16 protein-coding genes are annotated in these 19,120 nt (G+C 34.1%); 10 read left to right on the plus strand and 6 right to left on the minus strand.

Going from position 1 to position 19,120, the window contains the following annotated elements; all coding sequences use genetic code 11:
* Positions 1-3,295 (plus strand): T9SS sorting signal type C domain-containing protein (locus tag SOM12_RS22365; protein ID WP_320495563.1); only part of this gene is annotated, 3,295 nt, incomplete at its 5' end.
* Positions 3,296-3,341: 46 nt separating this feature from the next.
* On the opposite strand, the gene SOM12_RS22370 is transcribed toward SOM12_RS22365, so the two are convergent.
* The 3 genes from SOM12_RS22370 to SOM12_RS22380 all read right to left on the minus strand — a co-directional run bounded on the left by SOM12_RS22370 (position 3,342) and on the right by SOM12_RS22380 (position 5,854).
* Entirely contained in the window at positions 3,342-4,208 is an 867-nt protein-coding gene (locus SOM12_RS22370; protein ID WP_320495564.1) for a cupin-like domain-containing protein, read from the minus strand.
* Between the two features lie 162 nt (positions 4,209-4,370).
* Positions 4,371-4,808 (minus strand): hypothetical protein, encoded by a 438-nt coding sequence (locus SOM12_RS22375; RefSeq protein ID WP_320495565.1) that lies wholly within the window; start codon positions 4,806-4,808, stop codon positions 4,371-4,373.
* A 98-nt stretch (positions 4,809-4,906) separates the two neighbouring features.
* The gene (locus SOM12_RS22380; RefSeq protein WP_320495566.1) at positions 4,907-5,854 is read right to left on the minus strand and encodes a bifunctional riboflavin kinase/FAD synthetase; all 948 of its coding nucleotides are present in this window, start codon (positions 5,852-5,854) and stop codon (positions 4,907-4,909) included.
* 194 nt (positions 5,855-6,048) lie between these two features.
* Here SOM12_RS22380 and SOM12_RS22385 point away from each other — a divergent pair, with 194 nt between their 5' ends.
* Complete coding sequence (locus SOM12_RS22385) at positions 6,049-8,724, plus strand: reprolysin-like metallopeptidase (protein ID WP_320495567.1); 2,676 nt, start codon at positions 6,049-6,051, stop codon at positions 8,722-8,724.
* 15 nt (positions 8,725-8,739) lie between these two features.
* Here the strand turns inward: SOM12_RS22385 and SOM12_RS22390 are convergent, their stop codons facing one another.
* Positions 8,740-9,420, minus strand: coding sequence for a phosphoribosyltransferase family protein (locus SOM12_RS22390; RefSeq protein WP_320495568.1), 681 nt, complete (start codon positions 9,418-9,420; stop codon positions 8,740-8,742).
* Positions 9,421-9,518: 98 nt separating this feature from the next.
* Here SOM12_RS22390 and SOM12_RS22395 point away from each other — a divergent pair, with 98 nt between their 5' ends.
* The 5 genes from SOM12_RS22395 to SOM12_RS22415 all read left to right on the plus strand — a co-directional run bounded on the left by SOM12_RS22395 (position 9,519) and on the right by SOM12_RS22415 (position 15,433).
* The gene (locus SOM12_RS22395) at positions 9,519-11,060 is read left to right on the plus strand and encodes a glycine--tRNA ligase (RefSeq protein WP_095928483.1); all 1,542 of its coding nucleotides are present in this window, start codon (positions 9,519-9,521) and stop codon (positions 11,058-11,060) included.
* Positions 11,061-11,330: 270 nt separating this feature from the next.
* Positions 11,331-12,140 carry a LytTR family DNA-binding domain-containing protein gene (locus SOM12_RS22400; protein WP_320495569.1) on the plus strand — a complete coding sequence of 270 codons (810 nt, stop codon included), beginning with the start codon at positions 11,331-11,333 and terminating at the stop codon, positions 12,138-12,140.
* A gap of 177 nt (positions 12,141-12,317) precedes the next feature.
* A complete protein-coding gene (locus tag SOM12_RS22405; RefSeq protein WP_095928481.1) occupies positions 12,318-12,593 on the plus strand; it encodes a hypothetical protein in 276 nt (91 codons plus the stop codon).
* 97 nt (positions 12,594-12,690) lie between these two features.
* Entirely contained in the window at positions 12,691-14,745 is a 2,055-nt protein-coding gene (locus SOM12_RS22410; RefSeq protein WP_320495570.1) for an ATP-binding protein, read from the plus strand.
* Positions 14,735-15,433 (plus strand): response regulator, encoded by a 699-nt coding sequence (locus SOM12_RS22415; RefSeq protein ID WP_320495571.1) that lies wholly within the window; start codon positions 14,735-14,737, stop codon positions 15,431-15,433. The genes SOM12_RS22410 and SOM12_RS22415 overlap by 11 nt, the downstream gene beginning before the upstream one ends.
* Positions 15,434-15,551: 118 nt before the next feature.
* Here SOM12_RS22415 and thiL read toward each other — a convergent pair whose 3' ends face one another.
* Positions 15,552-16,598, minus strand: a complete 1,047-nt coding sequence (gene thiL / locus SOM12_RS22420; RefSeq protein ID WP_320495572.1) for a thiamine-phosphate kinase — start codon at positions 16,596-16,598, stop codon at positions 15,552-15,554.
* A gap of 197 nt (positions 16,599-16,795) precedes the next feature.
* On the opposite strand from thiL, the gene SOM12_RS22425 reads away from it, so the two are divergent.
* Genes SOM12_RS22425 through SOM12_RS22435 form a run of 3 tightly spaced genes read left to right on the plus strand, consistent with a single transcriptional unit; the run spans position 16,796 to position 18,022 of the window.
* Positions 16,796-16,993 (plus strand): hypothetical protein, encoded by a 198-nt coding sequence (locus SOM12_RS22425; protein WP_320495573.1) that lies wholly within the window; start codon positions 16,796-16,798, stop codon positions 16,991-16,993.
* 4 nt (positions 16,994-16,997) lie between these two features.
* Complete coding sequence (locus SOM12_RS22430; protein WP_095928477.1) at positions 16,998-17,477, plus strand: DinB family protein; 480 nt, start codon at positions 16,998-17,000, stop codon at positions 17,475-17,477.
* Positions 17,478-17,524: 47 nt separating this feature from the next.
* On the plus strand, positions 17,525-18,022 hold the full coding sequence (locus SOM12_RS22435) for a DinB family protein (protein ID WP_320495574.1): 498 nt from the start codon (positions 17,525-17,527) through the stop codon (positions 18,020-18,022).
* 39 nt (positions 18,023-18,061) lie between these two features.
* On the opposite strand, the gene SOM12_RS22440 is transcribed toward SOM12_RS22435, so the two are convergent.
* Complete coding sequence (locus SOM12_RS22440) at positions 18,062-19,021, minus strand: YafY family protein (RefSeq protein WP_320495575.1); 960 nt, start codon at positions 19,019-19,021, stop codon at positions 18,062-18,064.
* Positions 19,022-19,120 lie beyond the last annotated feature (99 nt).

A 19,120-nucleotide genomic window follows, 5' to 3' on the forward strand; every position in this document is an offset into this window, starting at 1 on the left:
GTGGAATACCAGTCCGGCGAATACTTTCGCGCCAGTTACAAATGCGACATTGCCAGCAGGTTCGATTAGTATTCCGATACCTGCAAATACTGCCGCAGGCACATATACTGGTACATTGACTGTAAAAAATGCAGTTGGATCTGGATGTACGTCTTTGGCAAATAATTTTACAGTTATTGTAAATCCACTGCCGACAATAACATTGGGAGCCACTACTGCGGTATGCGCAAGTACAAGTGCACAAAGCACTACTTTGCCTTATAGTGCTGTTACAAACGCGCCAACAACCTACAGCATTACTTGGAATGCAAGCCCGACAAATACTTTTGCAGCTGTTACCAATGCAACCTTGCCAGCAAACTCGATCAATATTCCGATACCTGCAAATACAGCGGGAGGAATATACACGGGTACCTTAACGCTAAGCAATGCAAACGGATGCGTGTCATCAGCAAACAATTTTACCGTTACGGTAAACTCATTGCCGACAATAACATTGGGAGTCACTACTGCGGTATGCGCAAGTACAAGTGCACAAAGCACTACTTTGCCTTACAGTGCTGTTACAAATGCACCGACGACCTACAGCATTACGTGGAATGCCAGTCCGGCAAATACTTTCGCAGCAGTTACAAATGCGGCCTTGCCAGCAAACTCAATCAATATCCCTATACCTGCAAATACGGCGGCGGGAACTTATACAGGAACTTTAACAGTTTCTAATGCAGCTGGCTGTATTTCGACAGGCAATAATTTTACGATAACAGTTAATCCAGTTCCAACAATTACAACATCCGGAAATTTAATTCCAATTTGTCAAAATGCACTAGAGCAAACAGCTTCTCTGCCATATTCTGCTGTAACGGGTTCTCCGGTTAGCTATTCTATAGACTGGGCACTATTGAATGATCAAGTTGCTACCGCTTTTTCTTTCGATTCGGGAGGAGGAAATATGAATAATATTATTGTTCCAGCAAATACAGCAGCCGGAAATTACAGTGGAGTAATGACAATTTTTACGTCAAATGGATGTTTCGCAACTCAAGCCGTTTCTTTAACGATTAATGCCGTTCCAACAATAAGTACTGCAGGGGTTTTTACTCCAGTTTGTCAAAGTTCATCAGCGCAGACGACTACTTTAAGTTACAATTCTACTACGGGTTCTCCAGTTAGTTATGAAATCGATTGGATTGCATTGACAGATCAAGGAGCGACACCGTTTCCTTTTAGTTCTGGATCAGGAGATATTATAAATGTGAATGTTCCGGCAAATACGACAGCAGGTACTTACAATGGTATAATGACCATTACAACATCAAATGGGTGTCCTTCTACTCAAAATGTTTCTTTAACTGTAAATGCAATTTCAGTTGCGCCAACTGCTTCAGTAACACAACAGCCAAGCTGTATCAATAATACGGGTGTTATCACGGTCACTTCGCCTTCATCTGGAACAGGATATACGTATAGTGTTGATGGAATAGATTTTAGTAATACTTCGGGAATATTTACAGGTTTGTCTTCCGGAGGTTACAATGTGCAAGTGAGAAATAATACATCGGGCTGCGAATCAGAAGTAACACCAATTACAATAAATGCTTTTGTTACTAAAGTATGGAATGGAATTGCGAGTGCCAATTGGGGTGATCCTGCAAATTGGACGCCAGTAGGGGTTCCTATTGCTTCTGACTGTATAGACATTCCAGATGTAGGTGTTGATCCTATTATTTCTGGAACCAATGGAAGTTTTTTTGCGAGTAGATTAACGATTGAAAATAATGGATCATTAATTGTAGAAGAAACAAATTCTTTAACGGTGACAAATGAAGTCAGTGTATTGGGTAATGGGGTTTTGATTTTTGAAAATAACTCAAGTTTGGTTCAGGTTGCCGATGTCAATAATACTGGAAATATAACTTACAGAAGAAAAACATCTGTAAGACGATTTGATCTTACCTATTGGTCTTCTCCCGTTGCAGATATTACAATGAATGAATTTTCTTCAGAAACGCTATTCGATAAGTATTTTTATTGGACTTCCGATTTTAAATGGGCAACCAATTTGTACGGTACAATGACAATGGAACCAGGAAGAGGTTATAGCATTAGAGGTCCGCAGTCTTTTCAGACGGGAACGCCAAGTGTTTTTACAGGCGAATTTGTTGGGGTGCCAAATAATGGAACAATCCAAGGTCCTGTAGCGGGTCCCGAAAAGTTTTGTTTTTTTGGAAATCCATATCCATCGGCAATTTATGCAGATGAGTTTATTCATGATAATGCTGCTAATTTTTATGGAACGCTATTTTTTTGGACACATAATACACCTCCAAAAATAACTGTGCCAGGAGGTAATACCTATACTTATACAAACGATGATTATGCCATTTATAATTTATCGGGAGATACTACAGTTGGTAACTTAACTGGTATTGGTGCGCCATCGCCTGGAAATCAAGAGCCATTAAAAGGTTACATTGCTGCTGGGCAAGGGTTTTTTGCAAAAGCAAGAACAGGACAAAGAGGTGTTTTTACAAATTCGATGAGAGTTCCTAATTCTAATAGTCAGTTTTATAAATCTGCGAAAACAGAGGTTGTAGAAAAACATCGTGTCTGGTTAAATTTTACAAATACAGAAGGAGCTTTTAAACAATTGCTTGTCGGATACATAACGGGAGCAACAAACTTATTTGATTTTAATTACGATGCTGTAACAATGAATGCAAATCCTTATGTTGATTTTTATAGTATCAATGACGGTAAAAAATTAGTTATTCAAGGGCGAGCGGTACCTTTTGTGGTAACCGATACAATTCCGTTAGGATATAAATCGACTATTAAAGAAGGTGCTTTTACAATTGCTATAGATCATACAGATGGAGATTTGGCCAATAACGATATATTTTTGCACGATAAGGTAACAAACACGGTACATAACCTTAAATCTGGAGGATATACCTTTATCTCTGCGCCAGGAACTTTTCTAGACCGATTTGTATTGCGTTATACAAATCCAAATGGTGGCAAACCTTTAGGAAACGAAGATTTTGAAAATCAAGATAAGAGGGTTTTTGTTTCGGTTAAAGATAAAAACATCAGATTGCAATCTATGCCTGAGCAGGAAAATCTTGACGAAGTCGCTATTTATGATGTAGGAGGCAAATTGTTATATCGCAAAAAACAAATTGAAAGTAAAGAATGGCTCATACCAAATTTTCAATCGGGTCCTCAAGTATTATTGGTTAAAATCACTTTAGATAATGGAAATACAGTGACAAGAAAAATAGTCTTTAGATAAATAAAAAAGCGGTTGGGTTTAAATTCTCAACCGCTTTTTACATTTATTAGGCAGTACGCCGTAAATTTTGATGCGTATTGGTAATCGCTTTTTCGTTTTTATAGTCAATCCATTTTTGGCCTTGAATTTTCCGCATCATAATATCAAAATGGCGCATAATAAAAACATTGTATGCTGCTTTCGATAAATTGACAATGTTTTTTGGAAACGATCTCAAACTCATAGAAAATCCTGGCGTTAGATATTTCATATAATGCCAATATCCTTCGGGCATATAAAGCATTTCTCCATGTTTTAGATTGGTAATATAGCCTTCGGCATTTTTGAGTGCTGGAAATTTTTCATAATCTGGATGGTCAAAATCTATATCTTCTCTCGAAATTAATGCGTGAGGAACTTTATACATAAATTTTGATTGGCTAGGAGGGAAAATCATACATTGTTTTTCTCCGTGAAAATGAAAATGAAGAATATTCGAATAGTCAATATCATAATGCATAAACACTCTCGAATTTTCACCGCCAAAAAACAACATCGGCATTTGCTTGACTAATTTTAAACCAATTTCTGGCCATAAAAAGTCGTTTTTTAACGAAGGAACCTGTTTCATTAAGTTGTAAAGAAAAATACGATAATTGGTAGGCTTTTCTTGTAATAACTCAATGTAATCGCTCATTTTCATTGTGGTGTGCGCCTCGTTGAATCCGTCTTCGTGATTTACAGGTCTGTCGTCGTATAAAGGAACGACCAAATCTCCTGCGATTTCTTTCATATAAGATAATTTCCATTTGTTATAAGCTGGCCAATCTTCGGTCAATTCTTCGATAACAACAGGAATTTGTTTTTTTACATATTGGGAAACAAACTCTTCTTTTGAGATTTTTTTTACCCTTTCAATTTGTTTTAATTTCATTTTTATAAATAAAAAAATTGCTTATAACTCTCTGCTACAAGCAATTTAAAAATATTTATTGAGAATTAAGATCTCTATTGACTAAAATTTTTAATCTAATCGATGCTCAAAAGAGGCATTTATAAAAAGTGATTTCCGTAAAAATTTTGCAGCAGTTTCAGATTAATCGGCTGCATATTTGTTATTCCAATACAGCATCATCATTAAAGTAACAATTACAGAAGAAGCAATTCCTTCAAATAATAAACAAATACAATAAGTTGGCACTGATGGATTTCCTCCAAACATGAAAGTTTCAGACAAAGTTCTTACGTAAGCATCTCCGCCTCGGGCGTAACTATAAACTAATAAGCCAAATACACTCATAGATACACCAACCACAGAAGTGGTCATTGCAGAAATAGCATTCGATAGAAAATTAGTTTCTCCTTCATGAAGGTTCATTTGCATTGTCCTGTTAACCCCCCAGAATATAAAGAAAACGTTGAGTGTTCTCAAATAAAACAAATGCGCTAAACCTAATACATTCATTAATAAAAAATAAATGCCAATTCCGAGGAAAATCAAAAACCCGTTGGTAATTTCTTTAGGTAATTTCATAGTGGTTATTTTTTAGAAGTTAATAGTAAATATTTGAAAAACAGTGTTCTATCAAATTTACTAAAAAAATAACTACGATGATTTAAAAACGGTAAAAACTATACAGTCTGATTTTTTAGAGAAGAATCTATAAAAGCCAAAGATTCCATTTTATCCTGATGAAGCTGTGCTTTTAAGGCATCTACCGAACTAAATTTCTGCTCATCGCGAATGTAATGAAGCAAAGAAACTTCGATGTTTTGATCGTAAATGTCTTTGTCAAAATTAAACAAGTGAACTTCGATGGTTTGCTTTTCGCCATTAACCGTTGGATTAAATCCAATATTCATCATACCAAAAAGACTTTCGTCATTTATGGTCGCTTTTACAACATAAACACCAATTTTTGGTATTAGTTTGTAATCTTCTTCGATGTTAATATTAGCTGTCGGAAATCCAATTGTTCGTCCCAATTGTTTTCCTTTTACAATAGTTCCGTTCAAGAAATAGTTATAGCCTAAATACTCGTTGGCCAAAGCCATGTTTCCTTCATTTAAAGCCTTTCTAATTTTGGTCGAACTTACCGAAACATCTTGGATTTCTTCTGCAGAAATTTGTTCTACTTCAAATCCGTATTCAATTCCAAAAGCAATTAAATCATCAATGTTGGCAGTTCTATTACGGCCAAAACGGTGATCATGCCCAATAATAATTTTTTGAATCTGAAATTTCTCAACCAAAATAGTGCGAACAAATTCTTCGGCTGTTAGTCTTGAAAAACTTTCGTTAAAAGGATGAACAACTAAGTTTTCAATACCTGTTGCTTTCAAAAGTTTTATTTTTTCGCCAATCGTATTCAGTAATCTAATTTCAGATTTTTCTTGAAGAACCATTCGCGGATGCGGAAAAAAGGTAAGAACCAGGCTTTCATATTTCCCGTTTTCAGTATTCTCAGTAATTCGTTCTAGAATTTTTTTATGACCAATATGCACACCATCAAAGGTACCAAGAGTTAAGATAGTTTTCTTGGTTGACTGAAAATCGTTTATAGAATGAAAGAGCTTCAAAACAAATTATTTAAGATGCTGCAAATTTATACTATTCTGTTTTAAATTTAATGCTATGCCAAATCGAATTTTAACGCATAATCTATCTTTTTGTAAAAAAATGCCAACTCGTCGACGAAAAAGCAATAATTGTCGGATAGATAATATGATTTCAAATTAATTAAAGTAATTTTGATATTCGATATTTTGAGGGTATGAAAAAACAACTACTTTATATATTTTTAATTTTTTGTTTTGCCACTGCTAATGCACAAGATGCTTTATGGCAAAAAGTAACTTCTTCATCGCTTTCAAGAAAGGCAGATGGGGCGAGTTCTAATAAATTATATTATAAGCTAAATGCCAATCTTCTAAGTTCTAAACTGGTTTCGGCATCGAGCAAAACGGCAAAAAATACAACATCAGAAATTACAATTCCAAATACTGATGGAAATCTAGAACGTTTTGCAGTTTGGGAATCATCTAATTTTGATCCAGAATTACAGGCGAAATATCCACAAATTAGATCTTATGAAGGTCGCGGATTAGATGATAAAAGTGCAAAAATCTATTTTAGTGTTGCTCCAATCGGTATGCAGACAATGGTTTTTAGAACTGAAAAACCAACTGAATATATTGAACAAAATCCTGATAACAAATCAGAATATGTTTTGTTTAAGTCTGCAGATAATGCAGATTCAAGAGCGCTTTTGAATTGTAAAACAATCCATTCGATTTCGGATGATAAATCTACGACTACTGCAAAAACAACTTCTAGCGCCAAACAATTTAAAACACTTCGATTGGCATTATCTTGTACAGGTGAGTACGCAGCCTATTTTGGCGGTACAAAAGAAGGCGCTTTAGCGGGAATGAATGCTACTTTAACTCGCGTAAATGGCGTTTTTAATAGAGACCTTGCTGTAGAACTAATTTTAGTTGCTAATAATGATGCTGTTGTTTATACAGATGCTGCTGCAGATCCTTATTCTATTCCGAAAATAGGTGCTGATCTCAATAATCCTACTTGGCCGAAAGAAGTTCAGACAACATTGACTAGCGTTATTGGTGAGGCTAATTACGATATTGGCCATTTGTTTGGAGGTTCTGGAGGCGGCGGACTTGCCAGTTGTATTGGCTGTGTATGCGACAGTCCAACTCCTAGCAATTCTGTTGGAAAGGGTAGTGCCTATACCTCTCCAGCAGATGGAAAACCTCAAGGAGATAATTTTGACATTGATTTTGTTGCTCACGAAATGGGACATCAGCTTGGGGCAACGCATACTTTTTCGCATGCAAATGAAGGATTGGGCGCATGCTATGAACCAGGAAGTGGATCTACGATTATGGGATACGCAGGAGTAACAGATGGTTATAATGTTCAGGATCATTCTGATTCTTATTTTTCTTATGCAAGCATCAATCAGATACAAAATAATTTAGCTGGAAAAACGTGTCCAGTTTCAACACCTATAGTCGATAATAATCCGCCTGTTATAAATGCAGGTCCAGATTATACCATTCCAATTAGTACACCGTTTATTTTAACAGGAACGGGTTCTGATCCTGAAGGTAATACGATAACCTATACTTGGGAACAATATGATAGTGCCACAACGGCTTTTGGAAATAATAGTTTTCCTTCTCCAACAAAACCAGATGGGCCAATGTTTAGATCGTTTACGCCAACAACATCGCCAGTCCGTTATATGCCTGCTCTTAATTCGGTACTAAATAATCAGCTTACTACAACTTGGGAATCTGTTTCTTCTATTGGAAAAACAATGAATTTTACCCTTACGGGAAGAGACAATGCAGTACAAGGAAAAGGACAAACCTATACAGATGCGATGGTTGTAACTGTAACTGCTGCAGCTGGGCCATTTGCCGTAACTTCACAAAAAGAAGGCGATATCGCATGGGCAAAAGAGTCTGCACAAACTATAACTTGGAGCGTAAATAACACAAATACACTTCCAGGATCGTCAAACGTGAATATAAAATTATCCCTAGACGGCGGATTAACATTTCCAATTGTTTTAGCAGGAAATACTCCAAATGATGGAACAGAAACTATATTGGTTCCGTCAGAAATTGAGGCTTCTACAAATTGTCGACTTTTAATAGAGCCAGTTGGTAATATTTATTATGCCGTCAACAATGCTTCGTTTGCTGTAGGATACACCGTTTCGACATCTTGCGCGTCTTATAATTTTGCAGGCGGATATTCGACAGGAGATAATGTATATGTAAATAGAACGGTTTCTGTGCCGGCTTCTTCTGGATCTATTTCAGATGTCAATGTTTCGGTAAATGTAACACATGCTAGATTTTCAGATTTGACTATGGAAATCGTAAGCCCGAAAGGAACAGTTGTAACTTTATTCAATAAAAATTGCGCCAGAACAAATTCAACTCTTGCTTTACAGTTTGATGATAGCGGATCTGCATTAAACTGCGGTACAACGACAAGTCAAATTGTGATTCCCTCAACTTTATTAAGTGCTTTTAATGGAGAAAATTCACAAGGGACATGGACTTTTAGAGTTATTGATAGTGAGGTTGGAATGACAGGAACTATTAATTCTGCTTCGGTAAATATTTGTAATAGAACCTATACTTTAGGAAACGATGACTTTGAGAATGTTGACTTTGTTGCATATCCAAATCCAAATAAAGGAAGTTTTACAGTACAATTTAGTAGAGATTCAGTAAGCGAGATTAAAGTCTATGTTAATGATATTGTAGGCAAATATGTTTATGAGAGAACTTTTCAAGGTTCAGGATATTTTATTCAAGACATTCAATTGCCATATGTACCTTCAGGTCTTTATTTCTTAACGGTTACAGATGGAGAAAGAAAAGTAGTGAAGAAGATATTAATAAATTAAACTTTTGGAAATGGCTTAATGAGCCATCGCCATACAAATCATACTGATTTTTGCGCCAGGAATTTTTGATAAAGCTCGTGAACAAGCCTCAATTGTTGCGCCCGTTGTGAGTACGTCATCAACAATTAAGAAATGTTTGTTGTAGTCGGCTTCAGTAAATTCAGCATCAAAAATGTTTTCGATATTTTCCGATCTTCCCAAAAGATTCTTTTTGGATTGTGTTTTAGAATAGATCTTTCGAATTAAAATATTTTCCTCAAACGGAATTTCAAAACCAGATGCTATTGCTTTTCCAAAAGTAGTAACCTGATTGTAGCCACGTTCCTTAAACTTTTTTTTATGAAGTGGTACCGGAATTACAGCATCAAAAGGAATCTCAAATTGAAGTTCTTTTAAATCTTCAACATACCAGCTTCCCAGTACAGTGCCAATTTCTTGATGGCCTTTGTATTTTAAATTATGAATTAATTCTTGAACCATCCCCTTTTTATTAAAATACAAAAAGGTAGCGGCAAATTGAATATCGATCTTACCATAAAACTTTTTCATGGCCTCATTTTTCGGATCTAAATGATATTGAGTAAGAGGCATTTCATGTCGGCAAATCGTACAGAAAACCGTTTCATTTTGAAGTAAAAGCGCACGGCATCCGCTACAGACTTTAGGGAAAAACAGATTTATTAGATAATTAATCACAAAAAGAGAGATTTTATTTACAAAAGTAACAAAATCAACACGTCAATCTTCATAATTTTTCTTTTTTATATAGGTAGTTTTTATATTTTTGCATCACTATGGCAAAACAAGAAGATATATTTAAGAATGTGGTTTCGCACGCAAAAGAGTACGGATTTATTTTTCCGTCAAGCGAAGTTTACGACGGATTAAGTGCTGTATATGATTATGCACAAAATGGTGTCGAATTAAAAAAGAATATCCGTGAATATTGGTGGAAATCAATGGTTCAGATGAATGAAAATATTGTCGGCCTTGATGCTGCAATATTGATGCATCCAACAACTTGGAAAGCTTCTGGCCACGTTGATGCATTCAATGATCCATTAATTGATAATAAAGATTCTAAAAAGAGATATAGAGCTGACGTTTTGGTTGAAGATCATGCTGAAAAAATTCACCAAAAAGCGCAAAAAGAAATTGACAAAGCAAAAGCTCGTTTTGGCGATGCATTCAACGAACAAGAGTTTGTAACTACAAACGCTCGTGTAATTGAATATTTGGCTAAAGAAAAAGAAATTAGAGAGCGTTTAGGGCGTTCTTTAGGAAACGGAGATTTGGCTGATGTTAAAGCTTTGATTGAAGAACTTGAGATTGCTGATCCTGAAACGGGTTCTAAAAACTGGACAGAGGTAAAACAATTTAACTTAATGTTCGGAACAAAATTAGGAGCTTCTGCAGAAAATGCAATGGACTTGTATTTGCGTCCAGAAACGGCTCAAGGTATTTTTGTGAACTTCTTAAATGTTCAGAAATCGGGTCGTATGAAAGTTCCTTTTGGAATTGCTCAAACGGGCAAAGCGTTTAGAAATGAAATTGTAGCAAGACAATTTATTTTCCGTATGCGTGAGTTCGAACAAATGGAAATGCAATTTTTTGTACGTCCAGGAGAAGAAATGAAATCATACGAGTACTGGAAAGAAACGCGTTTGAAATGGCATTTATCTTTAGGATTAGGAAAAGAAAATTACCGTTTTCACGATCACGAAAAATTAGCGCACTACGCAAATGCAGCTGCTGATATCGAATTTAATTTCCCATTTGGATTTAAAGAATTGGAAGGAATTCACTCTCGTACCGATTTCGATTTGAAAGCGCATGAAGAATATTCTGGAAGGAAATTACAATATTTTGATCCTGAATTAAACGAAAACTATGTTCCTTACGTAGTAGAAACTTCTGTTGGTTTAGATCGTATGTTCTTGGCTGTTTTTGCCACTTCATTAAAAGAAGAAACATTAGAGGACGGTTCTACAAGAACAGTTTTAAAATTGCCAGCCGTTTTAGCGCCAACTAAAGCAGCGGTATTGCCATTGGTTAAAAAAGATGGCTTACCAGAAATTTCAAGAAAAATCATTGAAGATTTGAAATGGGATTTCAATGTGGCTTATGATGAAAAAGATGCTGTAGGACGTCGTTACAGAAGACAAGATGCTTTAGGAACGCCTTTCTGTATTACAGTAGATCATCAAACTCTTGAAGACGAAACAGTAACAATTCGTCATAGAGATACAATGAAACAAGATCGTGTAAAAATTACTGAATTAAGAGGTATTATCGAGAACGAAGTTTCGATGAAAAACTGGTTAATGAAAATGTAATCTTTACAGTTTAGTATAGAAATCCCAAATTCCCTAACGGAGTTTGGGATTTTTGATTTTAGAAAGCAGGTATTTTATCGGCTTTTTTTGCATTTCATCTTTATGTATTAACATTTGGGTTTAATGTGTTAACAATGAATTGTTTAAGATGTTTAAATCCGTAATTTTAAATTTGTAATACCGTCAAGAGCAATTTTTTTCTTCATTACATCAAATAAAAGCGATTTTTTGATTATGATTGCGTAGTGAGAAAACCAACAAAAACCGAAATTGAAAAAGTATTCGTATATTATAATTGATGATGACGCTGAGAGTATTTTGAAGACTCAAACAACCGCTTCAGGTTTTTCAGAATTATCTTTTATGGCATCGGCATCCAATTTTAAAGACGGTTTAAATTTGGTTTTAGAGCACCAACCGGCTTTGATTTTTCTCGAGATCGAGCCCCAAAATGCTGCGAGTCATTTGTCTTTGACTTTTATTAGCGAGCTTCATCGTTTTTTGCAGCAGATTCCCAAAATTATTATCACCACAAAACAAAAAGACAAAGCTTTTGATGCTATACAATATGGCGTTTTTGATTATCTCTTAAAGCCAATTCTATCAAACGATCTTTTAAAAACAATTTTAAAACTCAATAGAGCCAATTTAGAGACGCAAATTGCTCCGTTTAGGGAAGAACCTTCTTCTATTGTTATAGATCAAATAACGATTCCGCAAAACATTCAAAAACCATTAACGATTTGTATAAAATCATATGGCGATTATCGATATTTAAATGCAGAAGATATTTGTTATTTTCAAGCCGATAATAACTCGACAGATATTTATTTAAACACTGGCGAAATGATTACGGCGTTTAAAACTTTAAAGCATTTTGAAAGTGTTTTGACATACCCTTTTATTCGTATTCATAACAGTTATGTAATTAATCGAAATTACATTTCAAGGATTCATAGCGGAAACTCAATCTGTTACATAAAAAACTCCACAAAGAAGATTCCTTTTTCTAAAACCTATCGAGGAAATGTAGAGCAGATTATTGCCGATTTTGCAGCAGGAAATTATCTAGAAGTCTAAAAATTAGACGATTACATTAATTTGCTATCCATTGACTATCAATTGGGTACGATCTACCACAAACTCATTTTTTCGTATAAATTTTTTTCGACCTCAGTATTAGTTTTACACTCTGATTCTGCCATAAACAGCAAATCATCTCCAAAAAAATAATACAAAACATTAAAACCTCAGGTCATGAAAAAAACAGCTTTAACATTCGGATTATTCTCATTAGTAATAGTTGCAACCTCTTTTGCAAACCCAACAGCTTCTGCTCGTCCAAGTGAAACATTAAGTATTATTACTCCAATTGATGGAGGACAAAAAACAACTCCAGACAGAAAACGTGATAGCTTTCAACCTATAGATGGAGGACAAAAAACAGTTCCAGATAGAAAATCAGATTTTGCAAATATTGGTGGAGTTAATTCTGACTCTCAATTATCTACTTTAAATAGAAAACTTGACTAAAAGTTAAAAAAATAAAAATATAAGAAAAGGCTATCAACAATTGATAGCCTTTTTTTGTATCTATACTTTTGTTATTTTTGATGAAAATCAAAATCTTTTGAAAAAATATAACCAAATAGTATTGCTTCTATTCTTAATTTTATTTGGTTGTACCAAGAAAGATGACCTTTATAAAAATTTAAATCCTTCTAAAGACAGTCTGTCTATTTATCTCTCCTTGGCAAACGATATTGATTTATCTCGTAAGCTTAAAGAGGATTATAATGAAAAAGCATTGGCAATTATCTTAAGTGAAAAAGATGATTCTTTAAATAAAGTAAATTTATTTAAAGTGGCCAATAGATACTATAATATGAACGATTTACAGTCGTATGGCCGTATTTCTAAATTAATTGTGACAAGATCCCTAAACAGTCGCGATTCGATAAATTTAGCAAAAGCGTATACTTATCTTGGAGATTATTATAGTCGAAAGTCAGTTTCAGATAGCGCTTTTTTAGTTTACTTCAAGGCAGAAAAAATATACAAGCAAATTGATGATAAAATTAATTTAGCTAAAACCTATTTTAGTAAAGCCGATCTTCAGTTTAAAGAAAGTGACTTGTTTGAAAGTGAAATTACCATTTTTAAAGCGCTGAAAATACTTAAGGACCAGAAAAATGTAAGTGATCTGCTCTATCAATGTTATAATCTGTTGGGAATATTGTATAATGAGCGTGAAGAATATAATAAAGCTTTAGAGTTTCATAATAAAGCATTGGCTATTTTAAAAGATCCTTCGATTCCGTCAGATTTTCAGCTTAAGGCAACTTCACTTAATAATATTGGTTTTGTGTATTTAAGTATGAAGAATTATAAAAATGCAAAACAAAATTTTTCTGAAGGTCTCAAACAAAAGAATTTATTTCAAGAAAGCACATCGTTGTATGCCATGTTGTTAGATAATCTAGCATACTCAAAAATTAAAATGAATGAATTTGAAGATATTCCAAAACAATTTTATGTATCGCTGAAGATTAGAGACAGCTTAAATTTGACATCGGGAATAATTTTAAACAAAATACATCTGTCTGAATTTTATGCAATTAAAAAAGACACTTCTCAGGCAATTAAACTCTCTCAGGAAGCTTTAAATCTTTCAAAAACATCCAATAAACTAAGAAACACGCTTGAGGCCTTAAAACAATTGGCTGTTGTTGATCCTAAAAATGCATCGGAATATTCGAAAGAATATATTCAGTTGAACGACAAATTGTTGAAAGCAGAACGAAGAATGGGAGAGAAGTTCTCTCGCATTGAATACGAAACCAACGAAATTAAAGACCAAAATTCTAACCTTCAGGAAAAAAATAAAACTTTGGTTTATGTATTTAGTATTTGTACATTGCTCGGACTGTTTTTTTATGTTTACAAAACGCAGCAAGCCAGAAATCGAGAATTGCTTTTTAAACAGCAGCAGCAGATTGCAAATGAAGATATTTACAATTTAATGATTTCGCAGCAAAATGAAATTGAGCTTACGCGAATAAAAGAAAAGAAAAGAGTTGCACAAGAGCTGCACGATGGAGTTTTAGGACGAATGTTTGGTATTCGAATAAGTTTGGATAGTTTGGATAAACTAGACGAAGAAGAAGCAGTTTTTAAAAGAAAAAAGTATCTTACAGAACTAAAAAATGTAGAGCAGGATATTAGAGAAATTTCGCATGACCTAAATAGAGAAAAATCCGAATTAATTAATAATTTTGTCTCTATTTTAGGAAAACTGTTTGAAGATCAAAGAAATACGTACAGTTCGAAGCTGATTACTACTTTTGATCCCGATATTAAATGGGATTCGATAAGTAATATTGAAAAAATCAATTTGTATCGAATTGTTCAGGAAGGACTCCAAAATTGTAATAAATATGCCAATGCTGATATTATAAAAGTGGAGTTTAAAAACGAAAACAATAATTTGGTTTTAACCATTGAAGATGACGGAATTGGATTTAATACCAATAAGACCAAAAACGGAATTGGTTTGCATAATATAGAATATCGTGCAAAAGAGTGTAAGGGTACAGTTACGATAAAGTCTGCCAAAGGAGAAGGAACAATTCTCACGATAAAAGTCCCAATAGAGCCAAATAATAACCTGCATAATGACATTTGATTTAACAGCCTCAGTTCCACAATTAGTTAGAAAGAATATTTTAATAGTAGATGACCATCCATTTATTATTGAAGGCTATAAAAATGCTATAACTCGTTATAATCCAAAACAATATGAGTTTTTAATTTCGCAGGCGCATGACTGCAGATCTGGTTATGATATAATTGAAAATAATAGCACGCCAGAGTTTGATATTGCTTTTTTGGATATCAGTATGCCTCCTTACGAAGAAAAAGAGATATTTTCGGGTGAAGATCTGGCAAAATTACTTTTGAAAAAAATGCCTTCGTGCAAGATTATTCTTTTGACGATGTATACGGAATTGCTTAAAATAAAAACCATTATCAGAACAATTCAGCCAAACGGATTGATCATTAAAAATGACCTTACTTTTGACGAATTACTCCTGGCTTTTGATAAAGTAATGAAAAATGAAAAATATTATAGCCAGTCCGTTGTAAAAATGCTGAATCAATCTACGCATAATGCAATAGAGATCGATCAATACGATAAACAGATATTAATTCATTTAGAAAAAGGAACTTCAATTCAAGAAATGCTTCAAGTTATTCCGATTTCATTAAACGCCATAGAAAAACGAAAAAAGCATTTAATGGAATTGCTAAAAATAAGAAGCGGCTCTGATCAAGATTTGATCAAAGAAGCAAAAAGCAAAGGACTTTTTTAAAAGTCAAATTCAAATAATGAAATTCCAAATTCCAAAAAAAGCGAAATAGAAAATCCAAATTCCAATGTTGATTATCATATTGGAATTTGGATTTTTTAATATTGGAATTTTCTAAAAATTATTCACTCAAAGCATCCCATCCGCGTGCTTTTAAAGCGATTTTTGTGTTGGCGCGGGTTACAAGGTGTATTCCTTCATTTTCTTCCGCCATATGTCCGATAACAGAGAAATTCGGATTTCCTTTTATTTTGTCAAAATCATTAATATCAATCGTAAATAAAAGTTCATAATCTTCACCGCCATTTATAGCAACTGTGGTACTGTCAATATTGAATTCTTCGCAAGTAGAAATAAACTGCGGATCTAATGGAAGTTTATCTTCATATAAATTACAACCCACTTTAGATTGTTTACAGATATGAATAATTTCAGAAGATAATCCGTCTGAAATATCAATCATTGCCGTTGGTTTTATGTCTAAAGCATGAAGTAGCGTGCGAACATCTTTTCGTGCTTCAGGTTTCAATTGGCGCTCTACCAAATAACTATAAGGATCCAAGTCGGGCTGATTGTTTGGATTAACCTGAAAAACTTGTTTTTCGCGTTCCAAAACCTGCAATCCCATATAAGCTGCACCAAGATCTCCCGTTACAACCAATAAATCTGTTTTTTGAGCCCCGTTTCTGTAAACCAGTTCGTTTTCGTCAGCTTCACCAATTGCAGTAATGCTGATAATTAATCCTTTTTGAGATGAGGTAGTATCTCCGCCAATAACATCAACTTTATACTCTTTAGCGGCATGTGTAATTCCTGCAAACAATTCCTCTAAAGCTTCAAGTGGAAAACGATTAGAAACAGCAACCGAAACCGTAATTTGGGTTGGCTTTGCATTCATCGCACAAATATCAGATACATTTACCACAACGGCTTTGTATCCTAAATGCTTCAATGGCATATAAGCCAAATCAAAATGAACTCCTTCAATTAATAAATCGGTAGAAACTACTACTTTTTTGTCTTTAAAATCAAGAACAGCAGCATCATCGCCAATACTTTTTAAAGTAGATTCTTGAGTAACGTCAAAGTTTTTGGTTAAATGGTCAATTAAACCGAATTCGCCTAATTGCGCTATACTAGTTCTCTGCTGATTTTTATCTTCTATCATTTCTGTTAAGTTCCAAAGTTATTAAGGTGCAAAGGTACAAAGGATTTTTTTTAAAGAGGCTAAGATTCTTAGATACTAAAGTTCTAAGTTTTTTTCTAGCAGATTTATACTGATGTCTAAAAAATCAATTGCTTCCTACTTTAGCCGGAGGTCATCTTAATGTGAATGTAAAAAGGCTTTAGCCGAACATTAAAATTTTGGATAAAGTCTTTTTTAATAATCATTTTCCCCAGCTAAAGCTGGAGGCAATTCAAAAAAACAAATTAACACAGTATCTCTATGGTGGTGCATTTTTACTACAACAAAAAATATTTTTAAATTTATTTTTTGCTGCTGACAAACTGTTGTCACCAGCCCATTTTACTTTTGAAGTATTAAAAATATTTAAACTTTAAAACCATGAAAACATTAGAAGCACAAGTTATTACTTCAGAAGATTTATTAAAACACTGGCAAGGGCACAGAGCACTTACACGTCGTTTGATTGAGATTTTTCCAGAGAAAGATTTTTTCGAATTTTCAATTGGCGGAATGCGACCTTTCGCTAAATTGGTAGATGAACTTTTGGCTATTGCAGTTCCAGGTTTAAAAGGAATTGTGACTAAACAAACTGAAGCATTTTCAGAAGGAAAAGACAATTTGATTTTCAAAGCGCAATATTTGGAAAAATGGGATGAAGCTACAGAAGAAATCAATAAATATTGGGAACAATTATCGGTTGAGGATTTTAGCGAGACCTTTAATCTTTTTGGACAATATGAATTTCCTGTAATTCAGAATATCTTATATTTTATTGATAATGAAGTACATCATCGCGGACAAGCTTACGTTTATTTAAGAGCTTTAAATATCGAGCCACCGTTTTTCTGGGAGAGATAATTAATGATTTTTTACTAACTTAATATCAGAAATCTAAAACTAAGATTATGAGTTTAAAGAAGATAATGTCAAATTACGTAGATTATAATTTGTGGGTAAATCAACAATTTGTGAATTGGCTTTCGCCAAAATCAGATGAATTGCTTTATGCTGAAGTGCCGTCGAGCTTTTCTACTATTATGAAAACACTTGATCATATCTGGTCTACTGAAGAATATTGGTTTTCTATTATTTCCGAATCTTCATTATCAGAAAAGAAAGTAGAAAGTGATTTATCAAAAGAGGAAATATTTGCCGGATTATTAAATTCGTCTACAAAATTGAAACATCTTATTAACTCATTATCTGAAGAAGATTTAATGAAAGAAGTTAAAATCGTAAATCCGTGGTTTGAGTGCGAATTACCAATTTCCGAATATTTAATTCAAGTTATCAATCATGGAACGTATCATCGCGGTCAGATTGTGACAATAGGGCGAAATGCCGGAATTACAGACGCTTCAAACACCGATTATAATTTCTATAATGTTGTCAAACAGAAATAAATGAAAAAAACTCCTGAGATGATATTCTCAGGAGTTTTTTTATAAAAGTCTCTGTCTGTTGATTTCCAATAATTCCAGGACGTTGGTTTTTAATATTTCAGGTTCGAGAATTTCTGCATAATCCCCATACATAAGAAACCATCTCGGAAAAGCGTTATTAATATCTCTAGACATAAAGGTCATTTCGATTTTTTCCCCTACGTCTTTTTGCGAAATAAAGCCATGATATTTTCTCTCGGTTGCCAAATATCGTGCTATTTTACGGTCAATTAAAATACGAACTTTTGTTGTTGGGCAGGTTTCTGTTTTAGTTAAATAGGTTTCTAAAGCATCGTGTTCGATCGTAAAATCTACATCGGTTTTTTTTATTTCCTGAATTCTATCGGTTCTAAATTGTCTATAATCTTTTCGAAGATGACAATAGCCCAGAAAATACCAGTTATTATTATCATGAAAAACACCTATTGGCTCAAGATTACGCTGCGTTGTTTCGTCTTTATCAAAAGTTTTATAAGTTAAAAGAATTTGCTTTTTCTCTGCAATTCCTTCAAAAAGAACGGACAAAGTGTTGGGCGAATTATCATTAAACATTGGTTCTGCATCCTGCATTACAATTCTAGATTCGATGCTCGAAAGATAATCTTTGTCGTTACTTCTTAAAACCGATTTCAGTTTGTACATCGCCGATGCATAGTGTGTTCCCAAAGAAGGATCGGTAAATTTCTGCATCAATTTTTCGGCTGCAATAAAACTGCTTACTTCTTCGCGCGTAAACATAACTGGCGGTAGCCGATAACCATCCATCAATGCATAGCCAACTCCCGCTTCACTATAAATAGGAACGCCAGAAGCTTCCAAAGTTCTAATATCTCTATAAATCGTCCTCAAACTACATTCAAAACGATCGGCCAATTCTTGGGCTTTTACAACCTTTTTAGATTGCAATTGAATAAGAATAGCTACAATTCGGTCAAATCGTTTTGGAGTTTCGTCAAGCATTTTTTTTAAGATTCTAAGGTTCTGAGTTGCTGAGACTCTAAGTCTTTTGCTAATTCAAAGATACAAATGTAAAAAGTAAAGAGAATAAAAAAAGCTGTT

Origin of the sequence: Flavobacterium sp. CFBP9031 (assembly GCF_034044945.1) — a bacterium.
Lineage (GTDB): Bacteria > Bacteroidota > Bacteroidia > Flavobacteriales > Flavobacteriaceae > Flavobacterium.